The sequence below is a fragment of the Streptomyces sp. NPDC008139 genome, assembly GCF_042957025.1.
Taxonomy (GTDB): domain Bacteria; phylum Actinomycetota; class Actinomycetes; order Streptomycetales; family Streptomycetaceae; genus Actinacidiphila.
In genome coordinates this window covers 43,376-67,161 of sequence record NZ_JBIBHM010000002.1, presented here as the reverse complement: position 1 = coordinate 67,161, position 23,786 = coordinate 43,376, and the positions used below count along the sequence as shown (strand labels likewise).

The 23,786-nt window shown below is 71.8% G+C and carries 21 protein-coding genes; 10 read left to right on the top strand and 11 right to left on the bottom strand.

All coding sequences use genetic code 11. The features are described from left to right. The first annotated feature begins 194 nt into the window (after window positions 1-194). Entirely contained in the window at window positions 195-1,700 is a 1,506-nt protein-coding gene (locus ACFZBB_RS04190; RefSeq protein ID WP_391117646.1) for a PHB depolymerase family esterase, read from the top strand. A gap of 52 nt (window positions 1,701-1,752) precedes the next feature. Here the strand turns inward: ACFZBB_RS04190 and ACFZBB_RS04185 are convergent, their stop codons facing one another. Then, window positions 1,753-2,487: a methyltransferase domain-containing protein gene (locus ACFZBB_RS04185; RefSeq protein ID WP_391117644.1), complete on the bottom strand. Its 735-nt coding sequence runs from the start codon at window positions 2,485-2,487 to the stop codon at window positions 1,753-1,755. Between the two features lie 424 nt (window positions 2,488-2,911). On the opposite strand from ACFZBB_RS04185, the gene ACFZBB_RS04180 reads away from it, so the two are divergent. After that, window positions 2,912-4,384 carry an MFS transporter gene (locus ACFZBB_RS04180; protein ID WP_188285401.1) on the top strand — a complete coding sequence of 491 codons (1,473 nt, stop codon included), beginning with the start codon at window positions 2,912-2,914 and terminating at the stop codon, window positions 4,382-4,384. 40 nt (window positions 4,385-4,424) lie between these two features. Next, window positions 4,425-5,075: a TetR family transcriptional regulator gene (locus ACFZBB_RS04175; RefSeq protein WP_391045581.1), complete on the top strand. Its 651-nt coding sequence runs from the start codon at window positions 4,425-4,427 to the stop codon at window positions 5,073-5,075. An 81-nt stretch (window positions 5,076-5,156) separates the two neighbouring features. On the opposite strand, the gene ACFZBB_RS04170 is transcribed toward ACFZBB_RS04175, so the two are convergent. Continuing rightward, window positions 5,157-5,816, bottom strand: a complete 660-nt coding sequence (locus ACFZBB_RS04170; RefSeq protein ID WP_355345949.1) for a zinc ribbon domain-containing protein — start codon at window positions 5,814-5,816, stop codon at window positions 5,157-5,159. A 267-nt stretch (window positions 5,817-6,083) separates the two neighbouring features. Next, a complete protein-coding gene (ykgO, locus tag ACFZBB_RS04165) occupies window positions 6,084-6,206 on the bottom strand; it encodes a type B 50S ribosomal protein L36 (RefSeq protein ID WP_188285404.1) in 123 nt (40 codons plus the stop codon). A gap of 118 nt (window positions 6,207-6,324) precedes the next feature. Between ykgO and ACFZBB_RS04160 the strand changes: the two genes are divergently transcribed. The 3 genes from ACFZBB_RS04160 (at window position 6,325) to ACFZBB_RS04150 (ending at window position 10,621) form a co-directional block, all read left to right on the top strand. Beyond that, a complete protein-coding gene (locus ACFZBB_RS04160) occupies window positions 6,325-6,663 on the top strand; it encodes a hypothetical protein (protein WP_391117641.1) in 339 nt (112 codons plus the stop codon). 88 nt (window positions 6,664-6,751) lie between these two features. Further along, window positions 6,752-7,441 carry an excalibur calcium-binding domain-containing protein gene (locus ACFZBB_RS04155; protein WP_391117639.1) on the top strand — a complete coding sequence of 230 codons (690 nt, stop codon included), beginning with the start codon at window positions 6,752-6,754 and terminating at the stop codon, window positions 7,439-7,441. A gap of 333 nt (window positions 7,442-7,774) precedes the next feature. Continuing rightward, entirely contained in the window at window positions 7,775-10,621 is a 2,847-nt protein-coding gene (locus ACFZBB_RS04150; protein ID WP_391117637.1) for a glycoside hydrolase family 3 C-terminal domain-containing protein, read from the top strand. 82 nt (window positions 10,622-10,703) lie between these two features. Here ACFZBB_RS04150 and ACFZBB_RS04145 read toward each other — a convergent pair whose 3' ends face one another. Then, entirely contained in the window at window positions 10,704-11,669 is a 966-nt protein-coding gene (locus ACFZBB_RS04145) for an ArgP/LysG family DNA-binding transcriptional regulator (protein WP_391117635.1), read from the bottom strand. Window positions 11,670-11,738: 69 nt separating this feature from the next. Here ACFZBB_RS04145 and ACFZBB_RS04140 point away from each other — a divergent pair, with 69 nt between their 5' ends. Further along, entirely contained in the window at window positions 11,739-12,350 is a 612-nt protein-coding gene (locus ACFZBB_RS04140; protein ID WP_391117633.1) for a LysE family transporter, read from the top strand. A 39-nt stretch (window positions 12,351-12,389) separates the two neighbouring features. On the opposite strand, the gene ACFZBB_RS04135 is transcribed toward ACFZBB_RS04140, so the two are convergent. Continuing rightward, complete coding sequence (locus ACFZBB_RS04135) at window positions 12,390-14,474, bottom strand: SpoIIE family protein phosphatase (protein WP_391117631.1); 2,085 nt, start codon at window positions 14,472-14,474, stop codon at window positions 12,390-12,392. Window positions 14,475-14,635: 161 nt separating this feature from the next. Then, a complete protein-coding gene (locus ACFZBB_RS04130) occupies window positions 14,636-15,076 on the bottom strand; it encodes a DUF2000 family protein (protein ID WP_391117629.1) in 441 nt (146 codons plus the stop codon). Window positions 15,077-15,176: 100 nt separating this feature from the next. Between ACFZBB_RS04130 and ACFZBB_RS04125 the strand changes: the two genes are divergently transcribed. After that, window positions 15,177-15,650: an Lrp/AsnC family transcriptional regulator gene (locus ACFZBB_RS04125; RefSeq protein WP_355345924.1), complete on the top strand. Its 474-nt coding sequence runs from the start codon at window positions 15,177-15,179 to the stop codon at window positions 15,648-15,650. A gap of 86 nt (window positions 15,651-15,736) precedes the next feature. On the opposite strand, the gene ACFZBB_RS04120 is transcribed toward ACFZBB_RS04125, so the two are convergent. Further along, window positions 15,737-17,221, bottom strand: coding sequence for a GH1 family beta-glucosidase (locus ACFZBB_RS04120; RefSeq protein ID WP_391117627.1), 1,485 nt, complete (start codon window positions 17,219-17,221; stop codon window positions 15,737-15,739). 306 nt (window positions 17,222-17,527) lie between these two features. Then, window positions 17,528-18,574, bottom strand: a complete 1,047-nt coding sequence (locus ACFZBB_RS04115; RefSeq protein WP_391117625.1) for a substrate-binding domain-containing protein — start codon at window positions 18,572-18,574, stop codon at window positions 17,528-17,530. A gap of 397 nt (window positions 18,575-18,971) precedes the next feature. On the opposite strand from ACFZBB_RS04115, the gene ACFZBB_RS04110 reads away from it, so the two are divergent. After that, the gene (locus ACFZBB_RS04110; RefSeq protein WP_391117623.1) at window positions 18,972-19,796 is read left to right on the top strand and encodes an aldo/keto reductase; all 825 of its coding nucleotides are present in this window, start codon (window positions 18,972-18,974) and stop codon (window positions 19,794-19,796) included. Window positions 19,797-19,862: 66 nt separating this feature from the next. Here ACFZBB_RS04110 and ACFZBB_RS04105 read toward each other — a convergent pair whose 3' ends face one another. Further along, window positions 19,863-20,186, bottom strand: a complete 324-nt coding sequence (locus ACFZBB_RS04105) for a plasmid stabilization protein (RefSeq protein ID WP_355345913.1) — start codon at window positions 20,184-20,186, stop codon at window positions 19,863-19,865. A gap of 269 nt (window positions 20,187-20,455) precedes the next feature. On the opposite strand from ACFZBB_RS04105, the gene ACFZBB_RS04100 reads away from it, so the two are divergent. Beyond that, the gene (locus ACFZBB_RS04100; protein ID WP_391117621.1) at window positions 20,456-21,355 is read left to right on the top strand and encodes a DUF4389 domain-containing protein; all 900 of its coding nucleotides are present in this window, start codon (window positions 20,456-20,458) and stop codon (window positions 21,353-21,355) included. Window positions 21,356-21,361: 6 nt separating this feature from the next. Here ACFZBB_RS04100 and ACFZBB_RS04095 read toward each other — a convergent pair whose 3' ends face one another. Both ACFZBB_RS04095 and ACFZBB_RS04090 read right to left on the bottom strand, forming a co-directional pair. Further along, window positions 21,362-22,561: a beta-1,3-glucanase family protein gene (locus ACFZBB_RS04095; protein ID WP_391117619.1), complete on the bottom strand. Its 1,200-nt coding sequence runs from the start codon at window positions 22,559-22,561 to the stop codon at window positions 21,362-21,364. Between the two features lie 158 nt (window positions 22,562-22,719). Then, window positions 22,720-23,751, bottom strand: coding sequence for a substrate-binding domain-containing protein (locus tag ACFZBB_RS04090; RefSeq protein ID WP_391117617.1), 1,032 nt, complete (start codon window positions 23,749-23,751; stop codon window positions 22,720-22,722). Window positions 23,752-23,786: the final 35 nt, after the last annotated feature.

The window sequence follows — 23,786 nt, the reverse complement described above, 5'->3', positions numbered from 1 at the left end:
GGCGGACGCAATGGCGGCGGCCCCCACTTCCGCCGCCCAGGGGTGGCGGTCCTTCACGTGTCTGGGGCCGCCGCGGCGGTTCTACCGTCCAGCCGACACGTGGTCCCCGTCACATCAGGAACGCCCCCTACCGCTGTCGTCCGACGTGCCGGTGTCCGCCGACCGTGAGCCGCCCCCCATCCCGAGGAGTCCGCATGCCCCCCAACCCGCCGCCCGGCAGCGCCCGTTCGCCCTTCCCCCGTACCGCCCGCGCCGTGACCACCGCGCTCCTCGGTGTCCTCGCCCTGCTCACCGCCTGCCTCGGCGCGGTCGTCACCGCCGGTCCGGCCGCCGCGGCCGGTCTCACCCAGGTCTCGTCCTTCGGCTCCAACCCCGGCAATCTGGCGATGTACGAGTACGCACCCGCCGGTCTGCCCGCGAACGCTCCCGTCGTGGTCGCGCTGCACGGCTGCGGGCAGAGCGCGAGCGACTACTTCGCCAACTCCGGCTGGCAGAAGTACGCCGACCTGTGGGGCTTCGCGCTCGTGCTGCCGCAGACCAGCTCGGCCAACAACTCGCTGTCCTGCTTCAGTTGGTTCGACCCCGCGAAGGACACCCGCGGCAAGGGCGAGGCGGCGTCCGTCGTGTCGATGGTCGGCCACGCCGTCACGCAGTACGGCTCGGACAGCCGTCGGGTGTACGTCACCGGCCTGTCGGCGGGCGGCGGCATGACCGCCGACCTGCTCGCGGACTACCCGGACGTCTTCGCGGGCGGCTCGGTGGACTCGGGGCTGCCCGCGCAGTGCGCCACCAGTCAGACGGCGGCCTCCGGTTGCCAGTACGGCGGCCTCAATCTCACCCCGGCGCAGTGGGGCGACAAGGTCCGCGCCTCCTACCCCGGTTACGCCGGGCCGTGGCCGCGGGTGGCGATCTGGCAGGGCGCCTCCGATTACACGGTCTACCCGGTCAACGCCACCGAACTGCGCGACCAGTGGACCAATGTGTGGGGCATCAGCCAGACCCCGTCCAGCACCCAGACCCTGCCCGGCAACACCACGCTGACCACGTACAACGACGGTTCCGGCAAGCCCGCGGTGCAGATGTACTCGATCGCCGGCATGGGACACGGCCTGGCCGTCGACCCCGGCTCGGGCACCGAGCAGTGCGGCGCGACCGGCGCGTACTACCTCGACACGATCTGCTCCAGCTACTACACCGCCCGCTTCTGGGGCCTGGACTCCGGTTCCGGCGGGGGCACGGGCGCGCTGCCCGCGCCCACCGGGCTCAAGGTCACCGGCACCACCGACACGACGGCGAGCCTGAGTTGGGCGGCGGTGACCGGCGCCGCCTCGTACACCGTCTACCGCGCCGGGACCAAGGTCGGCACCAGCACCTCGGCCGCGTACACCGACAGCGGCCTGTCGGCGGGGACTTCGTACGCCTACACCGTCGCCGCGGTCGACTCGGCCGGGACGGTCGGCGCCCCGTCCGGCGCGGTCACGGCGACCACCACCGGGTCGGGCGGCGGCGGTTCCGGGCAGTGCTTCACCGCCACCAACTACGCCCAGGTGGCGGCGGGCCGCGCCCATCAGAGCGGCGGATACGCGTACGCCAACGGCTCCAACCAGAACATGGGGCTGTGGAATGTCTTCGTCACGCACACCTTGAAGGAGACGGCGGCCGGTTACTACGTGATCGCCGACAGCGGCTGCTCGGCCTGACCCCGGCCGCGCCCCGGCCCGCGGCACCGACCGGGTACGGACCCCGTACCGGTCAGGTGCTGCGGGCCAGCACCAGCCGACAGCGCGGGCTGCCGTCCGGGCGGCGGCCGAACTCCTCAAGTGCCGTGTGGGTCACGGTGAATCCGGCCCCCGCGAGGTCGTCGAGCACCCCGCGCAGCGGGAACGTCCGGTAGTACATGACGAATTGCGGGCGCCAGACCAGATTGCGCACCCGCATCCCGGCGTCGAAGCCCCACAGCGCCCAGTACAGGGCCGAGTCGACCGGCGGCGGCGCGGTGACCGGGAAGGCGAAGAGCCCGCCGGGGCGCAGCGCGCGGCGCACCTCGGAGAACAGCCGGGGGCGTTCGGCGGGCAGGAAGTGCCCGAAGGCGCCGAAGCTGACGGCGAGGTCGAACTCCGCGTCGAAGGGCAGCGCGCGGACGTCCGCGCGAACCCACTCCGGCTCCGGTCCTTCGGCGGTGTCCCGGCCGGTGTACGCGGCGCGCGCGGCGGCCAGCATCCCCGCGCTGAAGTCCACGCCGGTGACGCGTTTCCCGCACAGCGACCGCAGCGTCCCGACGCCCGCGCCCGTACCGCAGCAGACGTCGAGTCCCGCGTCGAAGGGCCCGAGCGGCGCGAGAGCGCCCGCCACCGCGTCGAGGAAGACATCGGGCGTGCGGAACGGTGTGTGGTCGAACTTCGGCGCGAGCAGGTCGTAGCCGCGGTCGACGGAGGAGAGCGCCTGCACCGCCAACTCGCGGAAGCTCGGCCCCTGATCGGAGAACATCCGGCCACCTTAGGCCGTGCGAAGCCGTGCGACGCCGTGTCGCGGCGAACGCCCGGCCCGCCGCCCGGGTGGATCGATGAGGCGGCGGCAGGCCGTGGGTGTGCGGGTGGCTCGGGTGGCGTCAGACCGGTTGGCAGCCGAACGCCACGGACGGATCGGGCGCACGTCCAGTCATGGAGTGTGGGGCCCTTCAGGCGCATAGGGGGAATGAGAGCGCTCCCACCACTGGGAAGGCAGCGTCTGCCGGTGCGCGTGTATACGCGTCGGACGGGCCTTCGGGGCGGCGTTCCCGCCGTTTATTCCCGCCGGGGGCGAAGTGAGGTGTGTGTTACACCTGACCTCCACGAAACGGAAGCGTCATTCCTGATGCGATATTCTGCTGGCTTAACGGAATGCTCGTTCCGGTTCAAGCTTGAGGAGTTCCATGGCGTCCGAGACCCGGCGACCGCACCACCAGGTCACGTTCGCGGTCCTGGCGGCGGGTGTCGCCGCCTACGCGCTGTTGCAGTCCCTGGTCACCCCCGTCCTGCCGACGATCCAGGAGAGCCTGCACACCAACCAGAACACCGTCACCTGGGTGCTGACCGCCTATCTTCTGTCGGCGTCGATATTCACCCCGATCATGGGCCGCATCGGCGACATGATCGGCAAGGAACGCGTCTTCGTGGCGACGATGTCCGCCCTCGCGGTCGGCTCGCTGCTGGCCGCGCTCGCGTCCAACGTGCAGGTGATGATCATCGCCCGCGTGATCCAGGGCATCGGCGGCGGTGTGCTGCCGCTGGCCTTCGGCATCATCCGCGACGAGTTCCCGCGCGAGAAGCTGAACGGCGCGGTCGGCGCCATCGCCTCGCTGATCGCGGTCGGCTCCGGCCTCGGCATCGTCCTCGCGGGACCCATCGTCAGCGTGCTGGACTACCACTGGCTGTTCTGGCTGCCGATGATCATGACGATCCTCGCGGCCGTGGCCGCGCACTTCTTCGTCCCCGAGTCCCCGATCCGCACGCCGGGACGCATCAGTTGGCTGCCCGCCGTGCTGCTCTCCGGCTGGCTGGTCGCCCTGCTGGTCGCGCTGAGCCAGGCGTCGGTGTGGGGCTGGGCCTCCGGCAAGGTGATCGGCCTGCTGATCGCCGCCGTCGTCCTGGCCGTCGCCTGGGTGCAGGTCGAACTGCGCTCCGCCGTACCGCTGATCGACATGAAGATGATGCGGTTGCCCGCGGTGTGGACCAACAACCTGGTCGCGCTGCTCTTCGGTGTCGGTATGTACGCGACCTTCGCCTTCCTCACCGAATTCGTGCAGACCCCGAAGTCCACCGGCTACGGCTTCGGATCGAGCATCACCGAGTCCGGTCTGATCCTGCTGCCGATGTCGGTGACCATGTTCGCCGTCGGCCTGGGCGCGAGCCGTCTCGCCCAGCGGATCGGCGGCAAGATCGTCGTCCTGCTCGGCTCGCTGATCGGCACCGTCTCGCTGGCGATGATCGCCTTCGCGCACGGCGCGACCTGGGAGCTGTACATCGCCACCGGCGTGATGGGCGTCGGCTTCGGCCTGGCCTTCTCGGCCATGTCGAGCCTGATCGTCGCCGCGGTGCCGCCGGAGCAGACCGGCGTGGCCAGCGGCATGAACGCCAACATCCGCACCATCGGCGGCTCGATCGGCGCGGCGCTGATGGCCAGCATCGTCACCTCGAACCCGGCCGCCGACGGTCTGCCGCGCGAGTCGGGGTACACCAACGGCTTCGCGATGCTCGGTGTCGCGCTGCTGATCGCGGCCTTCGCCGCGATGCTGATTCCGGTCACCCGGCAGCAGACCAGGCTGGTGGATTTCGCGGACGAGCCCGCGCATCCGGAGTTGGCGGTGGTACCCGGCGGTACGGTCGTGGGTGACAAGCCGGAGTGAGCTCCGGCGTACGAACGGCCGCACCCACCGGGAGTGACGGATGACAGCGCGCGACACGCAGGACCGGCCGATGCGGCGCGATGCCGTACGCAACCAGCAGTTGGTCATCGAGGCCGCGCGTGAGGTCGTCTCCGAATTCGGCACGGAGGCGAGCGTGGAGCTGATCGCCTCGCGCGCGGGGGTGGGCGTCGGTACGGTCTACCGGCGCTTCCCCAACAAGGAGGCGCTGGTCGAGGAGATCGTCGGGCAGATGCTCAGCGAGCTGGTCGCCGAGGCGCGCCGTGCGCTCGCGCTCGGCGACGGCACCGGGCTCGAGGTCTATCTGCGGGCCATGGGCCAGTCGCTGAGCACCCACCGGGGCTACGCGGTCAAGGCGGTCGGCCACTCCAAGGCGGCCTGCGTCGAGCAGCTGCGCGACCTGATCACCGAACTCCTCGCCCAGGCGCAGGAGTTCGGGCGGATCGGTCCCGACATCGTGCTCGGCGACATCATGGCGATCTCGTGGGCGCTGCGCGGCATCGTGGAGACCGCGGGCCCGGTCGCGCCGGAGGCGTGGCAGCGGCACCTGGACATCCATCTCGCGGGCTTGCGCGCCCACGGCACGCCCGCGATCCACGCCCCGGCCACGCGCGAGCAGTTGACGCTCATCAGCAGTGGTGCGGGGCGCGCGAGCTGCGCGCGGGACGCGTAAGAGCCCCTGGCGCGGCCCTCAACTGATGGCGCCGCTCCCCCTCACGCGTCGGCCGACGCGAGGGGGTGGCGGCGCGCGTCGTCAGCGGCGGGTGCCGCACCCCGGGCAGAAGGCGGCGCCCTCGGGAATCGGGGCGCTGCACGAGGCGCAGTTGTCGGGCTGCGCGAGCCGGTGGCCGCAGCCGGAGCAGAAGGCGGCGCCCCGCGTCTCCGTACCGCACTGCGGGCAGACGAGCTGGCGCGCGGCGGTCACGTCGAACGCCTGGCCGCTCTGCTGGCCCACGGTGTAGGCGCGCTCGGAGACCATGTCGTTGAGGCCGCGCTGCTGGGCGGCGAGCGCCTCGGCTGCGGTGTCGGGGGCGCAGGTCAGGCAGATGCCCTGAGCGGCGTTCCAGCAGCGGTTGCAGACGTAGTCGGTGCAGCGCGGGCAGCGGTTGAAGTGGCCCTCGGCGTTGGTGATCGCCCGCTGGAAGGACTTGTCGCGCGCGCTGCCGAAGCCCGCGCCCGCCAGGCCGTCGGCGGCGCTGGACATGCCGTAGCCGCCACGGCCGAGCACGCCGTAGGCCGCGCTGACGCCCTTGCCGAGCCAGCCCGCGACCCGGCCGCTGGTGTACGGCTCGAAGGCCGAGCGCCAGGTGTCCTGGCAGCGCCGGCACGAGAACTCGAACTGGAAGCCCGCTCCCGTGCCGTGCTCCTGGCACAGATCCCGGTAGTTGTTGCTGAAGTAGATCTCGGAACTCATTCCCACGCCTCCACCGCGCGCGCACCTCCGGTCGGGCCCCCTGACCCGCCGGTACCCCCACCAGCACGGACGCCCCGCACCCCACGCCGGTTTCCGAACGCGCCGTCCGGTTCTCACCGGGCCTGTTCGCCGCGCCCTGTACTGCCGCCCGATCCCGGGCAAGGGATACTGTCGCACACCCTGATCGGTGCACGACACGCTCAACCGGCTCATGCCCGATACAGGGGAGTTGGGGCGGATCCCGGCATTCCGCCCCGGTCGCGGAGGTCAGCCCTGACGGGCCTTGAAGCGGGGGTCCTTGCGGTTGATGACATAGACCTTGCCGCGCCGGCGGACGATCTGGGCGCCCGGACGGCTCTTGAGCGAGCGCAGCGAATTACGGACCTTCATGGGACACCTTCCTGCTCGTACTGTCTCGTACTGTTCGTTGTGTGCATGGCAACGGTGACGCGGCCGGGTTCATTCCGTTCCGCGGGCAGGCGGTGCGGACCGCCGTGAGGGGACCGAGATGAGCGACGAACAGCACGGTGGCGGAAGTGGCGACGCGGGCGGTACGGACGCGGACGCGCCGGACTTCTCCAGCCCCGGTTTCTCCAGCCCGGACTTCTCCAGTCCCGACTTCACGGGCCCCGACGCGCCCGAGATCCACGACTACACCCCGCCCGACTACGTCGTCCCGCCCTTCGAGGGCCCCGACTACGAGGCCGACTCCGCCGACGACCTCGTCCCCCAGGAGGTCGGCATCTCCCCCCACGGCTTCTCCAGCCCCGACTTCTCCAGCCCCGGCTCGATGGCCGAGGACACCCCCGACACCCCACCGGCCCCCGACGAGGACCGCACCCGCTGAGGCGCGCGTCCGTCCTTGATCGGCGAGCGGTACCGGCCGGGGCGGCGCACTCTGGGACAAGGGGACAGCCACCTGCGAGGTGAGTCCCATGGCCCGTGTACGACTCCTGCCCGCCACGCTGCTGGTCGCCGTCACGGCGGCCACGGCCGCGGCATGCGGCAGCACGGACGGCAACTCGTCGGCGGGCGTCAGCGTCGCTCCGAGCGCGTCCGGAGCGACGGTGACGACCACCGTGACGACGCCGAATCCGCCGCCTGCGACACCGACGCCCACCCCGACCGCTCCGACGACGACCACGACAGCGACGGCGACGGCCACCGCCACGGACCCGAGGACGGTCGTCAGCGACTACTTCGCCGCAATCAACGCCCGTGACTTCAGCCGGGCGTGGGCTCTCGGCGGCAAGAACGTCAGCTCCTCCTACTCGGCCTTCGTCAACGGCTTCTCCTCCACCTCTCAAGACGTCGTGACCGTCCTCGCCAGCACCCCCACCACTGTCACCGTCCACTTGGACGCCACCCAGACCGACGGCACCGTCAAGTCCTTCGAGGGCACGTACTCCGTCGACGGCGGGCGGATCACCGGGGCGAGTGTCCACGCGGTGCCGGGCTCGGGAGCAGAGACGACCGGTCCGCCCGCGACCACCTACAAGGACTGCACGGACGCGCACGACCACGGCGCGAGCGACATTCCGAGCAGCGATCCGCGCTATCGGCCGAAGCTCGACCGCGATCACGACGGCCTGGCCTGCGAGCCGTCCGAGGGCGCCGCTCCCTGACCTCGCCAGGCGGCCGGGCGCGCTTTTCCGCACGGCCCGTCACGCAACCTCCGCCGACGGCGGGAGAGCGCTCTCTGCCAGTCTTGACACGGGGTCTGCGGGGGACGATCGTCGCTTGCGCAGTCCGCTGTCGGCGCCCCCACGCGTCGTGCGGGCTGTGCGTTCCGTCGCTCTCCCCCGCGTTGTCGAGCCGCACACAGGAGTCCCCCCATGCGTCGAACACGTCCTTGGATACGAACGGCGCTGCCCATAGCGGCAGCGCTCTTACTTGTGACCGGAGCAAGCGCTGTCTCCGCGAGTCGGAGTCCCGCGCAGGCCGCGACGCAGCCGTGGATGAACACGGCGCAGACGCCCGCGCAGCGGGCGGACGAGCTGCTGGCGGCGATGACGCAGGCGGAGAAGCTGACGATGCTGCACGGCGGGGCGTCGTGCGGGTACGTCGGGTGTGTGGACGGGAACACGCGCCTGGGCATTCCGCCGCTGCACCTTCAGGACGGGCCGGTCGGTGCGGGTGACGGCTTCAACGACGTGACGCAGATGGCCGCCCCGGTCGCGGGCGCGGCGAGCTGGGACCCCGCGCTGATGCAGAACTACGGCAAGGTGCTGGGCTCGGAACAGTGGGGCAAGGGCACCAATGTGGTGCTGGCGCCGACGATCAACATCGTGCGCGACCCGCGCTGGGGCCGCGCCTTCGAGTCGATGGGCGAAGACCCTTATTTGGCGGGCCAGTTGGGCGCCGCCGACATCCAGGGCATCCAGAGCCAGGGCCCGATGGCCCAGGTCAAGCACTATGTGGTCTACAACCAGGAGACCAACCGCAACAACGCCTCGGACAACGCGATCGTCTCCGACCGCGCCATCCGCGAGATCTACACCCCGGCGTTCGAGACGTCGGTCAAGCAGGGCCAGGCCGACTCGGTGATGTGCTCGTACTCGGCGATCAACGGCCCCTTCGCCTGCGAGAACGGCCCGTTGCAGAACGGCCTGCTCAAGGGCGACCTCGGCTTCACCGGCTTCATCACCTCGGACTGGGGCGGCACCCACTCCACGGTCGCCTCGGCCAACAACGGGCTGGACATGGAGATGCCGGGCAAGGACTACTACGGCACCGCGCTGACCAACGCGGTGAACAACGGCCAGGTCTCGCAGGCCACGATCGACGACCATGTGCGTCGCATCCTGCTGTCGATGTTCCGCCAGGGCCTGTTCGACAACCCCAACAACGGCTCCACGAACGCGGTCGTGACCTCCCCCGCGCACGCCGCGATCTCGCAGCAGGTCGCCGAGGAGGGCAGCGTCCTGCTGAAGAACGGCTCCTCGGTGCTGCCGGTCGCCTCGTCGGTCAAGTCGATGGCCGTGATCGGTGACGACGCGGGCACCGGCGCGATGACGCAGGGCGGCGGCAGCGCGGGCGTGAACGCGCCGCATGTGATCACGCCGTATCAGGGCCTCAAGTCCCGTGCGGGCAGCGGCACCACGGTGACGTACGCGCAGGGCGTCGCGTCGGCGAACGGTTCGCTGTCGCCGGTCGGCAGTGCGTATCTCAAGCCGTCGCAGGGCACCGGCAGCGGCCTGTACGGCGAGTACCACAACAGCAAGGACCTGTCGGGCGCCGTGGTGGCGAGCCGCGTGGACTCGACCGTCGACAACGTGTGGGGCGGCCAGTCCCCGGCCCCCGGGGTCAACACCACCAACTGGTCGGCGAAATGGACCGGCACGCTGACCCCACCGACCACCGGCACGTACACCTTCTCGCTCAACAGCGACGACGGCAGCAGGCTGTTCGTCAACGGCCAGCAGATCATCAACAACTGGTTCGACCAGGGTCCGACCACCAGGACGGGCACGATCAGCCTGACGGCCAATGCGCCGGTGAGCATCGAGGTGGACTACTACCAGGCGGGCGGCGGCAGCAACGCCACGCTCGGCTGGCAGATTCCGGGCCTGTCGCTGCACGACCAGGCGGTCGCGACAGCCCGTTCCTCGGACCTCGCGGTGGTCTTCGTGAGCAACTTCGAGTCCGAGGGCGGGGACCTGTCGTCCATCGACCTGTCCGCCGCGCAGAATCAGCTCGTCACCGATGTCGCGGCGGCCAACCCCAACACGGTCGTGGTCGTCAACAGCGGTTCGGCGGTGACGATGCCGTGGGCCAACGCGGTGCGGGGCATCGTCGAGAACTGGTATCCGGGCCAGGAGGACGGCACGGCCATCGCCCGGCTGCTGTACGGCGACACGAATTTCTCCGGCAAGCTGCCGGTGACCTTCCCCGCCTCGATCGCCGACGTCCCGGCGCACACCACCGCGCAGTGGCCCGGCCAGAACAACACGGTGCAGTACAGCGAGGGCGTGAACGTCGGCTACCGCTGGTACGACTCGCAGAACAAGACGCCCGCGTACCCGTTCGGCTTCGGCCTGTCGTACACGACCTTCGGCTACTCGGGCCTGACGGTCGGCGCTCCTGACGCGAACGGCAATGTCGCGGTCGGCTTCGACGTCACCAACACCGGCACGCGAGCGGGCGCCGAGGTCGCCCAGGTCTACGTCGGACAGCCCGCCACGACGGGTGAACCGCCCAAGAGCCTGCGGGGCTTCCAGCGGGTCAGCCTCAACCCCGGCCAGAGCCAGCACGTCTCGGTCACCCTGGACGCACGCAGCTTCCAGTACTGGACGAACGCCTGGACCAACGCGGCCGGTACGAACGCCGTCTACGTCGGTTCGTCGTCCCGCGACATCCGCCTCACCGGCCAGACCACCATCCCCGCGGGCAACGGCGGCGGGGGTCACTCGCTGCTGTCGCGTACGGGGTGGACGGCGTCCGCCTCGGCGACCGGCGGCGGTGACGTGGCCGCGCGGATGCTGGACGGGGACTCGTCGACGCGCTGGAGCACCGGCACGCCGATGGTCAACGGCCAGACGGTGACCGTCGACATGGGCGCGTCGCACACCGTCGACCAGATCACGATGGACTCGGCGGGCAGCGCGAGCGACTACGCCCGCGGCTATCAGGTCGCGCTGTCGGCCAACGGCACCACCTGGAGCGCCCCGGTGGCCACCGGCACGGGTTCCGCCGCGCTGGTCACGGCGTCGTTCCCCGCGCAGGCCGCCCGCTACATCCGGGTGACGCAGACCGGCAGCGCCACGTCCTGGTGGTCGATCGCGGAGTTCAACGCGTACGGGTAGCCGACGCGTACGAGTGACTCGCCGGTGGACATCCGGCGGTGACCGGCCGGGGCGTGCGCACACACGCCCCGGCCGGTCCGCGTCAGCCCGCCGCCGGCGCGCCCTCGGTGTCCTTGAGCGCGACCGCCGCCGTCCGCACCACGGCCTCGGCGACGGCGGCCAGCGCCGGGGAGTCGAGCTTCCACTGCTGCCAGTACAGGGGGACGTCGACGGGCCGTTCGTAGGCGAGGTCGACCAGCGTCCCGTCCCTGCGGTGCCCCACGGCCTGCACCTGGGGGATCATGCCCCAGCCGAGCCCCGCAGCGACCGCCGTCACGAAGGAGTCGGAGGAGGGGACGTAGTGCCGGGCGCGCCGGGTGACCGGGGTGTTCGCGGCGCGGCCCGCGACCGGGGTGCCCGCACCGCGGCGCGGCGCGAGGGCGCGCAGGAAGCGGTCCTGGAGGTCGTCCTTGCGGTCGAAGTCCACCAGCGGCGCGTCCGGCAGCGCCTCCCGCAGCGGCGCCCCCGACAGCCACCGCGCGTGGAAGGCGGGCGAGGCCATGGCGCGGTACCGCATGCGCCCGAGCGCGCGGACCGTGCAGCCCTGCACGGGCTCCGGCGAGGAGGTGACCGCCGCCATCACCAGCCCCTGCCGCAGCCACCCGGCGGTGTGGTCCTGGTCGTCGCAGCGCAGGTCGAAGCAGACCGGCAGGCCCGCCGGGACCTCGGCGAGGGCGGGCAGGAACCAGGTGGCGAGCGAGTCGGCGTTGACCGCGATCGGCAGCGCCGTCGTACCGGCGGTCTCGTCGGACAGCCCCAGTTCGGCGCTGGCGTCCCGCTCCAGCCGGGTCAGCTGGCGTGCGAAACGGACCACGATCTCGCCGGACTCGGTCAGCCGTACCGGCTTGGTGCGCAGCAGCAGGACGCGTCCGGTGCGCTGTTCCAGCGCCTTGACGCGCTGGCTGACCGCGGACGGCGTGACGTGCAGGGTCTGCGCCGCGGCCTCGAAGGTGCCCTCGTCGACGGCGGCGAGCAGCGTGCGGACCTGGTCCAGCGGGAGATCGATCATCACGATCCCTTACGCTACCTAAGAATCATTAGCTGGATTGATGACAGGGCCTCTCCTAGCCTCGTCACCATGCACGCAGCCCTTCTCGCGGCTCTGGCGGGTCTTGGTACCGGCCTGTCGCTCATCGTCGCCATCGGCGCCCAGAACGCCTTCGTCCTGCGGCAGGGCATCCGCCGGGAGCACGTCGCCGCGGTCGTCGCGATCTGCGCGCTGTCGGACGCGGCACTGATCACTCTCGGCGTGAGCGGGATCGGCGCCGTGGTGCACGCCTGGCCCTCGGCCGTCACGGTCGCGGCCTGGGTCGGTGGCGCCTTCCTGGTCGGCTACGGCCTGCTCGCCGCCCGCCGCGCGCTGCGCACGGAACACCTCGACCCGGCGGACGCGAGCGGCGGCACCCTGCGCGCGGCCGTCCTCACCTGCCTCGCCATGACCTGGCTCAATCCGCATGTGTACCTGGACACCGTGCTCCTGCTGGGGTCGGTGGCCAACGGGTACGGCGGTGGCCGCTGGCCGTTCGCCGTCGGGGCCGCGTCCGGCAGCGTCCTGTGGTTCGGCGCGCTCGGCTTCGGCGCCCGGCTGCTGCGGCGGCCCTTCTCCCGGCCCGGCTCCTGGCGGGTCCTCGACGGGGTCATCGCCGTCACGATGGTGACGCTGGGCGTGGTGATGGTGGTGCGGCTCTGAGGAACCGCCGGTGACCGCGGGCGCTGCCCCGACCCGTCCTCAGGCCCACATCCCCTCCCACACCCGCCCCTGCGCGGTCGGCCGGAAGCCGATCACGGCCGCGTCGTCGCGCCGCGAGTCGGCGGCGGCCAGCAGCCTGGCGCAGAGCGCGGCCAGCGTCACCCCGTCGGACTGTGCCTCCTCCGCGTGCGCGGCCAGATGCGCCATGCCCTCGGTGAGGTCGGTGCCCGGCACCTCGATCAGCCCGTCGGTGTAGAGCAACAGCGTGTCGCCCAGGCGCAGTTCGTGGTGCCAGGTGGCGCGGGGCAGCGCCGGGTCGACGCACAGCGGCAGGTCGGGCCCTTCGCCCTGGAGGAAGCGGGGCGCTCCTGAGACCGGGAGCAGCAGCGGCGGCGGGTGGCCCGCGTTGGACCAGGCGGCGTGCCAGCCGCCGCCCGGCCCCGGCGTGAGCTGTGCGTGGACGGCGGTGACCAGCGGCGCGATGCCCAGGCCGTCGGCGACGCGGTCGAGCCGGGCGAGGCTGTCGGCGGGCGTGCCGGGGTGGACCTGGTCGTAGGCGATGACGCGGAGCATGCTGCGCAGCTGACTCATCGACGTGGCCGCCTCCAGGTCGTGGCCCGCGATGTCGCCGATGGTGAGGGCGACGGAGCCGTCGGGGAGCAGCAGCGCGTCGTACCAGTCGCCGCCGATCTCGGCGGTCTTGCTGGCGGGCTGGTAGTGCGCGGCCAGTTCGGCGCCCGGCACGCGCGGGGTGGGGGTGAGCAGGGCCCGCTGGAGAGTGAGAGCGGTGTGCCGGGTGCGCTGGAGCTCCAGCGCCTGCCGCAGCGGGTCACGCACCTCGTGCAGGATCTCGCCGAGCAGCGCGAGGTCGGCGGGGCCCGGCGGCGGGCTGTCGGCGCAGGCCGCCGCGACGGCGAAGGCGACCACGGCCGCGTCGATGACGATCGGCACGATGGTGAGGCTGGTGGCCCTGACCTTGCGCAGCCAGGCGGTGGACGCGTCGGGGACGATGCCGGGCGGCGGTTCGCCGCTGGGGAAGGTCACCAGCCGGGGCCTGCGGCTCTCGATCACCTGCTGGATGACCGGGCCGACCTGGTACGACTGGTCGTTCAGCGGCGGCAGGTCGGGCAGTCCCGCCCTGGCCGTCGCGGCGATCCGGGTGGCGGTGGCCGCCCCGCCGGGACCGGGAGGCAGCCCCACGTCGGGCAGCAGGAACACCACGCAGGCGTCGGTCAGCTCCGGTACGACCGCCGAGGCCGTCGCGGCGAACGCCTGGGCCACGTCCTGCGCGGCGGTCACGGTGGCTACCCGGGCCAGCAGCCGCTCGCGCAGCCGGTTGCGCCACTGGTCCTCGACGTCGGAGGTGGTGCCGATCCACTCGACGGTCTCGCCGTCGCGCACGACCGGCACCGCCCGCGACTGCACGCGCCGGTACGCGCCGGTCGCCGTACGCATCCGGAAGGTGCACACGAACATCGTGGGCGGCCCGGTCGCCGCCTCCTGGAAGGTCTGGAGGAGCCCGGCCCGGTCGTGCGGGTGCACCGACTCCAGCCACACCTCGTCGATCCTGGACCGCCACGGCAGCCCGGTGAACTCCTCGAAGCCGCCGACCAACTCGGTGATCGCACCGTCGGGCCGCATCAGCCAGACGATCTGCGAGACGGCCGACATCAGCGCCTCGTAGCGCTGCAACGCCTGGTGGCGCTCCTCCGACAGCTCCTCGGCCCGCTCGGCGGCCTCGATGTGCGCGGTGGTGTCGATCGCGACGGTCAGCACGCCAGGGCCGTGCCGGGACACCACGGGCGAGAGGCTGTAGACGAAGTGCCGCCGCCCGGGCGCACCGGGCGTGCTGCCCCGCGTGGTGCGCGGGGTGATCACCTGGCGCGGCGCCTTGTCCGTGTAGACCACGTCGAGCAGGTCGAGGTACGGCGACTCGTGCGGCTCGTCGAACACCTCGCCCGCCGGGACGCCGAGCGGGCGCGGTCCGAACAGGTCGTGGAAGGCGTCGTTGTAGTACACCAGCCGGTGCTCGGGCCCCGACGTCAGGGCCACGGACACGATGGCACGGTCGAACACCTCGGGCTCCAGCTCGGGGACGCCCATCTCGCGACCGGTACGCCTCATCCCTCGATCATCGCTCGACTGGCGCCGGCGGGCGCGTCGGGAGCGGCGGGACGAGTGCGTACCGGCGGGGACGGGACGCACGCGGCGGGTACGGGGCGCACGCGCGGACGCGTACCGGCGGATACGCGGTGGCCCGTGCGTACGCGCAGGGGCCACCGCGCTCAGCGCAGCAGCGGGAGCCTGCCGACCAGCCGGTCCACCGCGTTGCGCGGTCCCACCAGGCTGATCGCGCTGTACGCCACGTCCTCGCCCTTGGTGCCCGCGAGCTGGTCCAGATACTGGTCGTAGACCCGCGAGGTCTGGGCCGCCTCGGGCATGTCGACCACCAGGACACCGTCCTTGGCCGCCGCCTTGCCGCGCAGCTCACGCAGCGTGCCGGCGTCGGCGGCGAGGACGGAGCAGCCCGCCCAGGGCAGGCCGGGGTGCACGGCGCCCGAGGCGTCCTCGCCGCCGCGCCCCACCAGGTCGGGCAGTTCCTTGCCGACCGAGGCGGCCATGCAGGCGGCGGCGTTCACCAGCCGCCCGGCGGGCAGCGCCTCGTCCACGACGATGACCCATTTGAGTTTCGCCTGCCGGGTCGACAGGTCCGTGCGCACGTCCATGCGGCGCCCTCCATTCGATCGGGAATCCGCCGCCTAGACTAGGCACACGTGCCGTCTTCCCTCAGGGCAACCGAACTTCATCAGGCAGATAGGGACTCTCGTGGAATTTGATGCGCTGGACCAGGCTCTGCTGGGGGAATTGCAGCACGACGCACGGCAGACCAACCGCGATCTCGCCGCCAAGACCGGCGTCTCCCCCTCCACCTCGCTCGAACGCGTCAAGCAGCTGCGCGACCGCGGGGTGATCACCGGCTACCACGCGACCCTGGACCTCGAAGCGATCGGCCGCCCGGTGCAGGCGCTGATCGCGGTACGGGTCAGGCCGCCCGCCCGGCCGGTCATCGAGGGCTTCCGCGAGTGGGCCGCCACGCTGCCCGAGGTGATCGGCCTGTTCGTCACCTCGGGCCCGCACGACTTCCTGATCCACATCGCGGTCCCCGACGTGAACGGCGTCTACGCCTTCGTCATCGACCGGCTCACCGAGCGCCGCGAGATCGCCGATGTGCAGACGACGATGGCGTACGAGCACGTACAGCGGCACCGCGTCGACCCGGCCGGGCCCGCCGCGCGCTGACCGGGCCCGCCGCGCGCTGACCGGGCCCGGCGCGCGCTGACCGGGCCCGGCGCGCACAGGCCGGACCGCGACACGCCCCGCCCGCCTCACACCGCGCGGACTCCGGCACGGCGGCGGTGCGGGTGGCGCGGGCCCGGAGCGCCGGGCGCGGCGCGGTTGGCCGCGATCAGGTCGGCGTACCACCGGGCGCTGTCCTTGAGGGTGCGGCGCTGGCTGGCGAAGTCGACGTGCACGATGCCGAAGCGCTTGCTGTACCCGTAGGACCACTCGAAGTTGTCGAGCAGCGACCAGAGGAAGTAGCCGCGGACGTCCACGCCCGAGCGCACCGCCTCCAGCACGGCGGCCAGATGGCCGGCCAGGTAGGCGATCCGCTCGGGGTCGTGGACGGCGCCCGACGGGTCGGCGTAGTCGTGGTACGCGGCGCCGTTCTCGGTGATCATCAGCGGCACGCGGGGCAGTTCCCTGCCCAGGCGGCGCAGCAGCCCGGTCAGGCCCTCGGCGTCGACCGGCCAGCCCATGGCGGTGCGCGGGCCCTCCGCGGGCAGGAAGCGGACGACGCCGTCGGTGCCCGGCCACGGCGAGGGCTCCGCCGGGGAGGGGCGGCCGGGCACGGCGGAGGGCGAGGCCGCCGCGGCGGCGACCACGGTGGGGCTGTAGTAGTTGAGGCCGAGTACGTCGATCGGCCGGGAGATCTCGGCGAGGTCGCCGTCCCGTACGAACGACCAGTCGGTGAGCGCCGCCGTGTCCTCCATCAGGTCCCGCGGGTAGCGCGCGTGGAAGACCGGGTCGAGGAAGATCCGGTTGGCCAGCGCCTCGATCCTGCGCACCGCGTCCCGGTCGGCCGCGGAGTCGGAACGGCCGCGCACCGCCGCCAGGTTGAGCACCAGCGAGACCGCGGCCGTGTCGGGGAGCAGTGCGCGCAGGGCGCCGACGGCCATGCCGTGCCCGAGGTTGAGGTGGTGCGCGGCGCGCAGCGCGGCGGCCGGGTCGGTCCTGCCGGGCGCGTGCGTGCCGGAGCCGTAGCCCAGAAAGGCGCTGCACCAGGGCTCGTTGAGGGTCGTCCACAGCGGGATACGGTCCCCCAGCGCCTCGCCGACGAGCTCCGCGTAGTCCGCGAACCGCGCCGCCGTGTCGCGCTCGGGCCAGCCGCCCGCGTCCTCCAGTTCCTGCGGCAGATCCCAGTGGTAGAGCGTGACCACCGGCCGGATTCCCGCCTCCAGCAGCCGGTCGGTGAGCTGCCGGTAGAAGTCGAGGCCGCGCTGCACCGCGGGGCCCCGGCCGGTCGGCTGGACGCGGGGCCAGGACACCGAGAACCGGTAGTCCGTGACGCCGAGTTCGCGCATCAGCTCGACGTCCTCGGGCATCCGGTGCCGGTGGTCGGCGGCGATGTCGCCGGTGTCCCCGTTGCGCACCCGCCCCGGCGTGCTGCTGAAGGTGTCCCAGATCGACGGTGTCCGCCCGTCCTCCGTCGCGCCTCCTTCGATCTGATACGCGGCCGTGGCCGTCCCCCACCGGAATCCGGCCGGGAACCGCAACTCCTCGGCAGTGGCGTGGTCGTCGACAGCGGTCATGTGGAAGCGCTCCCATAGAGGGTGGGTCACGGATACGCGACGGTCGGGCGGAACGGGCGGGGTCGGTGCGCCGAGAGCCGGGGGGCCGCTCCGTCTGAGAGCGCTCTCAGGCCACCAGAAGGAGCGTGCCCGCTCCGGCGACCCCTCGTCAAGAGCCGTCGCACGACGAATACGGGAGGAGTGCCGCAATTCGGCGCGCGCGGTGGAGTGGTGACGGTCCGTCGGATCCGGCCCGGCCGAGCGGGCCCAGTTCGTCCGACGCGCCTGATCCAGTTGATCCGGTCCGGCCGATCCGGTCCGGCGGCCTCAGGCGGAGGCGCGGACGATCAGCCGGGTCGGGGTGACGATGGACGACAGCGCCGGAACGGCCTCGGCGGTCGGCGCGGGCTCCAGGGCGCGCAGGAGGAGGCGGGCCATGAGGCGGCCCATTTCCTCGATGTCCTGGCGGACGGTGGTCAGGGGCGGGTCGGTCCATTCGGCGACGGAGACCATGTCGTCGAAGCCGACGACGGCGATGTCGTCGGGGACGCGGTGTCCGGAGGTGCGCAGGACGCGCAGGGCGCCGGAGGCCATGACGTCGGAGGCGGCGAAGACGGCGTCCAGGTCGGGGCAGCGCTGGAGGAGTTCGGCCATGGCGCGGGCGCCGCCCTCGGGGGTGAAGTCGCCCTCGGCGATCATCCGCGGGTCGGTCTCCGGCAGCACGTCACGGAAGCCGTCGAGCCGGTCCACCGACGCCAGTTGGTCGAGCGGTCCCGCGATGTGGGCGATCCGGCGGCGGCCGATCCCCAGCAGGTGGCGTACCGCGTCCCGCGCGCCGCCCCGGTTGTCGCAGTCCACGTACAGGGCGCGGCGGCCGGACTCCTGATCGGACCAGGTGGGACGGCCGCCGATGACGATCGGCACGTCTCCCCTGCTGGAGAGGACGGGCAGTGAGTCGTCGGTGTGCAGGGAGAAGATCAGCGCGCCGTCCACGTGACCGCCCGCCAGATAGCGGCCCACCCGCTCGTAATCCGCGGCCCCCTCGGTCAGCAGCAGCACCAACTGGTTGTCCCGCGCGGTGAGTTCCTTGCTGATCCCGCGCACCTGCTGCGCGAAGAACGGGTCGGTGAAGAACCGCGTCTCCGGCTCGGCCACCACCACCGCGATGGCGTCGTTGCGCCGCGTCACCAGCGTACGCGCCGCCTGATTCGGCACATACCCCAACTCGTCCACGGCCTTGCGCACCCGCTCCACCAGCGGTCCCCGTACTCCCGCTCCCCCGTTGACCACCCGTGAGGCGGTGGCACGCGACACCCCGGCCCGCGCGGCGACGGCCTCCAGCGTAGGACGCGGCGCGAAGCTCGGGTCGGACAAGGGACGTCTCCTTCACGCGGGGTGGCGTGGCGCGGAACAGACACAGCGTAACGGGTTACACCCCTCCCGAGAGAGCGCTCTCCGAAGCGACTTCGGCACGCTCTCGGATTCGGGGTGTTTGGCGGTGCGGGACCCGGGCACCCGAACCTTTGAGGCACCCCCCCGCCTCACAAGCCGATACGGCCGGCGGCATCCCCCCCGTCGTCCGGTCGTATCGGCTGGGCGCCCCTCATGACCCGCTCAGGGTCCGCGCGCGCCAGGGTCTGCCGTCGGGAGGCCGGATACGTCGGCAGAAGTTACGGTGGGTGAAGGCCGCCCTGTCACTCCGGGCTCGTCGCCGCGGGTCAGGCGGCTCCACCGGGAACCACCCGCCGAGACACGCAAGGAAGTCGCGCACATGTCTGCTGTGCCCGCTCTCACGCTCAACAACGGCGTCGCCATCCCCCAACTCGGCTTCGGGACGTTCCAGATCCCGCCGAAGGACACCCGGGAGGCGGTCACCACCGCCCTGGAGATCGGCTACCGCCACATCGACACCGCCGAGATGTACGGCAACGAGAAGGAAGTCGGCCAGGCCGTCGGCGCATCGGGCCTGCCGCGTGAGGAGGTCTTCCTCACCAGCAAGCTCGACAACCCCTATCACGCGTACGGCGACGCCCTCACGGCCTTCGCGCGCTCGCTCGACGACCTGGACACGCCGTATCTGGACCTCTTCCTGATCCACTGGCCGAGGCCTGCGGTGGGCGACTTCACCGAGACCTGGCGGGCGCTGGAGGAGATCTACGCCTCGGGCCGCGCCAAGGCCATCGGGGTGTCCAACTTCCAGCCGCCGCACATCAGCCGCCTGCTCCAGAAGTGCACGGTCGTCCCCGCCGTCAACCAGATCGAGGTGCACCCGTACCTGGTGCAGGACGACGTACGGGCCTTCAACGCCGAGCACGAGATCGCGACCGAGGCGTGGTCCCCGATCGCCAAGGGCAATGTGCTCAAGGACCCGGTGCTGGTGGCCGCCGCGGAACGGCTGGGCCGCACGCCCGCCCAGGTCACGCTCCGCTGGCACATCCAGCGCGGCGACATCGTCTTCCCGAAGTCGGTGACCCGCGCCCGCGTCGAGGAGAACTTCCGGCTCTTCGACTTCGAGCTGCCCGAGGCCGACATGGCCGCCATCACCGCACTCGACCGCGGTGAGCGCACGGGCCCCGACCCGGACACCTTCAACTGAGCCCGAGCCCGAGCCGGGATCTGGACCTGAGGCGTGCGACGCCCGGCGGGCGTCAGCGGGCGTGCGTCAGCGGCCGAGCGCCTTGGACAGCTCCGCCTTCGTCATCGACGAGCGGCCCTTGATGTTCCGCTGCCTGGCCTCGTTGTAGAGCTGTTCCTTCGTCGGGCCCTGCGCGCCGGAGTGCGAGCGCAGGCCGCCGCGGCGGCCCGACGACATGTCGTGGGTGGAGCTGCGGCTCGCGGTGCGCGCCTCGCCGGAGCGGGCGCGCTCCTTGTTGACGGTGCGCGCCGCGATCTCCTTCGCCCGCTTCTCGGACCCGCCGCGGTCCTCGACGCTCTCCTTGATGTGCTCGTACTGGCGCTCGCGCTTGGCGCTCGATCCCCTGGGCATGGCTCGCACCTCTCGGTCGTCGTCATCGCTGCGGCGGCGCCCGCGGGTCACGCGCGCCGCCCCTGTCCCCGCGCCTGCCCGGCACGTGCGGGCCTGCGCGGAAGCCCCCCTTCGCGCTCCATGGTCACCGCCCGCAGGAGCGCCCGCACGGCGGTGCGGCCCGTCCGGGCGTCACCCGGCCGCCCTGCTGGACATGCGAGGGGTGCTCCGGACTGCGAGGTTCGTCCACGAGGGCGTCTTCGTGGACGTCCCAGGACGGAGCGCCGGGCATGACGCAACCGATGTGGGCGAGGCCCGAGGGGACCGAGCCGGTGGAGTGGCTGCCGGAACTGGACATGCCGGACCCGGGCCGCCAGCGGCGGCTGACGGTGCTGCTGCGCTGGCTGCTGCTGATCCCGCAGTTCATCGTGGTGTTCGTGCTCGGCGTCGGCGCGTTCTTCACCGTCATCGTCGGCTGGTTCGCCGCGCTGTTCACCGGGCACCTGCCCGACGGCGTGGCCCGCTACCTCGGCGCGTTCCTGGCGTACGAGACGCGTGTGCACGCCAGCGCGATGCTGCTGGTCGACCGGTATCCGCCGTTCGCACTGCGGCCCGCCGAGCACTATCCGGTGCGGATCGAGCTGCGGCCGGGGCCGCTGAACCGGCTCGCGGTGTTCTTCCGCATCATCTTGATGATCCCGGCCGGCATCGTGCAGGGCCTGGTGACCTCCGGCTGGTACGCGCTCGCCTTCATCATCTGGCTGATCACGCTGGTGCTCGGCCGCATGCCCCGGCCGCTGTTCGAGGCGAGCGCCGCGACGCTGCGCTACAGCATGCGGTTCAGCGCCTACGTGCTCCTGCTGACCTCCGCCTACCCCAAGCGTCTCTTCGGCGACGGCGACGCGCCGAAGGCCGTACCGGGCGCGGTGCGGCCGGGCATGCCGGGCGCCGTGCCGGGCGACACCTACGGGGCGGTGCCCGGAGCCGTTCCCGGCGCGCTCGCCTCCGCCACCCGGCCGCTGCTGATGAGCACCGCGGCGAAGGTCCTCGTCGGGGTCTTCCTGGCGGTCGGTCTCGCGGGCCACATCGTCGGCGACACCGTGACCGACTGGAACGGGAACAACGACGACAACGCCGCGGCGACAGCACCTGCCGCCGCGGCCGTCGTCGTCACCCCACCGGGCCGCTGACGCGGCTCAGTCGAACGGGTCGAGCGTGATCGACGCCTCCTGCGGGTCGCCGTCGTGGACCAGAGACTCGTGGTTGCCGACGTCGTCGAAGGCGAAGGCGTACGCGCTCCCGTCGGCCATCTGCTCGTGGATCTCGCGGGCGTACTGATTGGTGTCCGCGTCCTGGTAGAAGCCGGACGCGTCCGCGTCGGGCTGCTCGGAGTTGGTCAGCAGCGTCGTGCGGTTGTAACCGGCGCACAGCGTACGGGAGATGGGGCCGCGCACCAGGTCGTTCGGCGCGTCCAGCAGCTTGTAGCAGCCGAAGACGCTGTCGGAGTCCGGCTTCTGGAAGCTGGTGACGACCGCGCCCGAGGAGTCGGTGAAGTTCATCACGTCACCGGAGACCCGGCCGAAGTACTTGGTGTCCGGCTGATCGCCGAAGGGCGTGACCGTCAGGGTCGAGGAACTGTACTTGTCCCAGACCCGGTTGATGTAGTCGTCCATCACCGAGGCGGGCAGCGCGCCGGACTCGATGCCGTGGCCGGGCGCGAGCGCGCGCAGGACGCTGCCGTCGGGCGCGGTCTCGACCAGGCCCGCCCAGCCGCCGGGCCGCGCCTTGAGGCCGTCGAAGAACCCGTTGTAGCCGCCGGGCTTGAGGTGTCCTGTGGTCTTCGTCGTCCCGTCCGCGGTCTTCACGCCGACCGCGTAGGGGGCGGAGAACATGTCGACCTGCGTGCTGTTGATCCACAGGCCCGAGTCGTTGAGCGTGTACTCGGTCCAGTTGAACAGGATGTCGTGGTTCGGGTCGTCCGGATTCTGCACGGCGGGCTGGACGAGACCGCCGGTGGTCAGCTTGAAGACCAGCTTCTGGCCGTAGGAGAAGTACACCCGGCCGGAGAACTTGGGGAGCTTCAGGGTGAGCGACTGGCCGTCGGCTGGGCCCGCGATGGACGCGTCGGGCGCCTCGGTGGGGGGATTGCCGCCGGCCGGCCACGCGTGGAAGGCGCCGTCCGCGTCGGCCCAGCCCTGTTCTCCGGTGGCGAGGTTGGTGCCGATGTCGTAGACGTAGACCTGGTCGCCGCGGCCGGAGTTGTTGGTGAAGGTGAGCGGAATGGTGTCCGGCACCGAGGCCGAGGCGGTCGACGCGAGCCCCGCGGCGGTCAGTCCGCCGCCGATCAGCGTGGCCGCGGCCAGCGGTACGAACAGCTTCCGTTTGGTGATGTACACGCTCTGTACTCCTCATCAGTTGGGGCACCGCGGAGGACAGACGTCGCCGGACATCGCGGAATCCGTTCCTCCGCAGCGGTTCTGAGAGCGCTCTCACCCTGATGGGGAATGGTGTGCATGTCAATGACGCGACAGTGGACTTCCGCTGCTGACGGTAATCACCCCTGATCCGGGGCGGGTTGGGAAGGCCGGAGGCCGCGGAATTCGCCGGAGCCGCGGATCACAAGACGGGTCAGCAGCACCACGGAGCGGGGTGCGGAGCGGTCACCGCCGATCCGGGCGAAGAGCAGATTGGCCGCCGTGCCGCCGATGGCCACCGGGTCCTGGCTGACCACGGTCAGCGGCGGGCTGAGCCGTTCGGCGAGCGGCAGGTCGTCGAAGCCGACGATGGCCACCGGGGCCGGGTGGTCGAGGCCGTCGAGCACGCCCATGGTGATCAGGTCGTTGCTGGCGAACAGCGCGGTCGGCGGGTCCGGCAGGGCGCGCAGCCCGGCGAGCGCGCCGCGCGCCTCGCGGTGCGAGCGCAGTTCGTGCCGGACGAGGTCGGGGTCCTCGGGTATGCCGTGGGCTGCCAACGCGTCGAGGTAGCCGAGGTGGCGCTCCTGCTGGGTCCAGATGCCGTAGCGGTCGCCCAGGTAGGCGATACGGGTGTGACCGTGGTCGAGCAGGTGGGTGACCGCGCGTTCGGCGCCCGCGCGGTTGTCGACGGTGACGGTGTCCACGGCGAGGCCCTTGGCGGGCCGGTCCACGCAGACCACCTGGGTGCCGCCCTCCATGGGCTGCTTGAGGAAGCCGTGGCCGCCGATGGTCGGCACGATGATCAGGCCGTCCACCTGGCGGGCGGTGAAGGCGGCGATGACCTCGCGTTCGCGCCGCGGTTCGTCGTTGGTGCTGCCGACGAGCACGACGTAGCCGCGGCGGTGCGCCTCGTCCTCGACCGAGCGGGCCATCAGCGCGTAGAAGGGGTTGGCGAGGTCGTCGACGACGAGCGCGATGGTGGAGGTGCCGAGGTTCTTCTGGCGCAGATTGCGCGCGTTGTCGTTGCGCTGGTAGCCGAGTTTCCTGACCGCCTGTTCGACCCTGGCGGCGGTGTCCGGCGAGACGCCCGGCTCGCCCGACACGACGCGGGAGACCGTCATGGGGCTCACCCCCGCGGTCCGGGCCACGTCCTTCATCGTCGGGCGCTTCACGGGCCTCCTCCTCGGCGTGCTTCGGGCCGACCGCC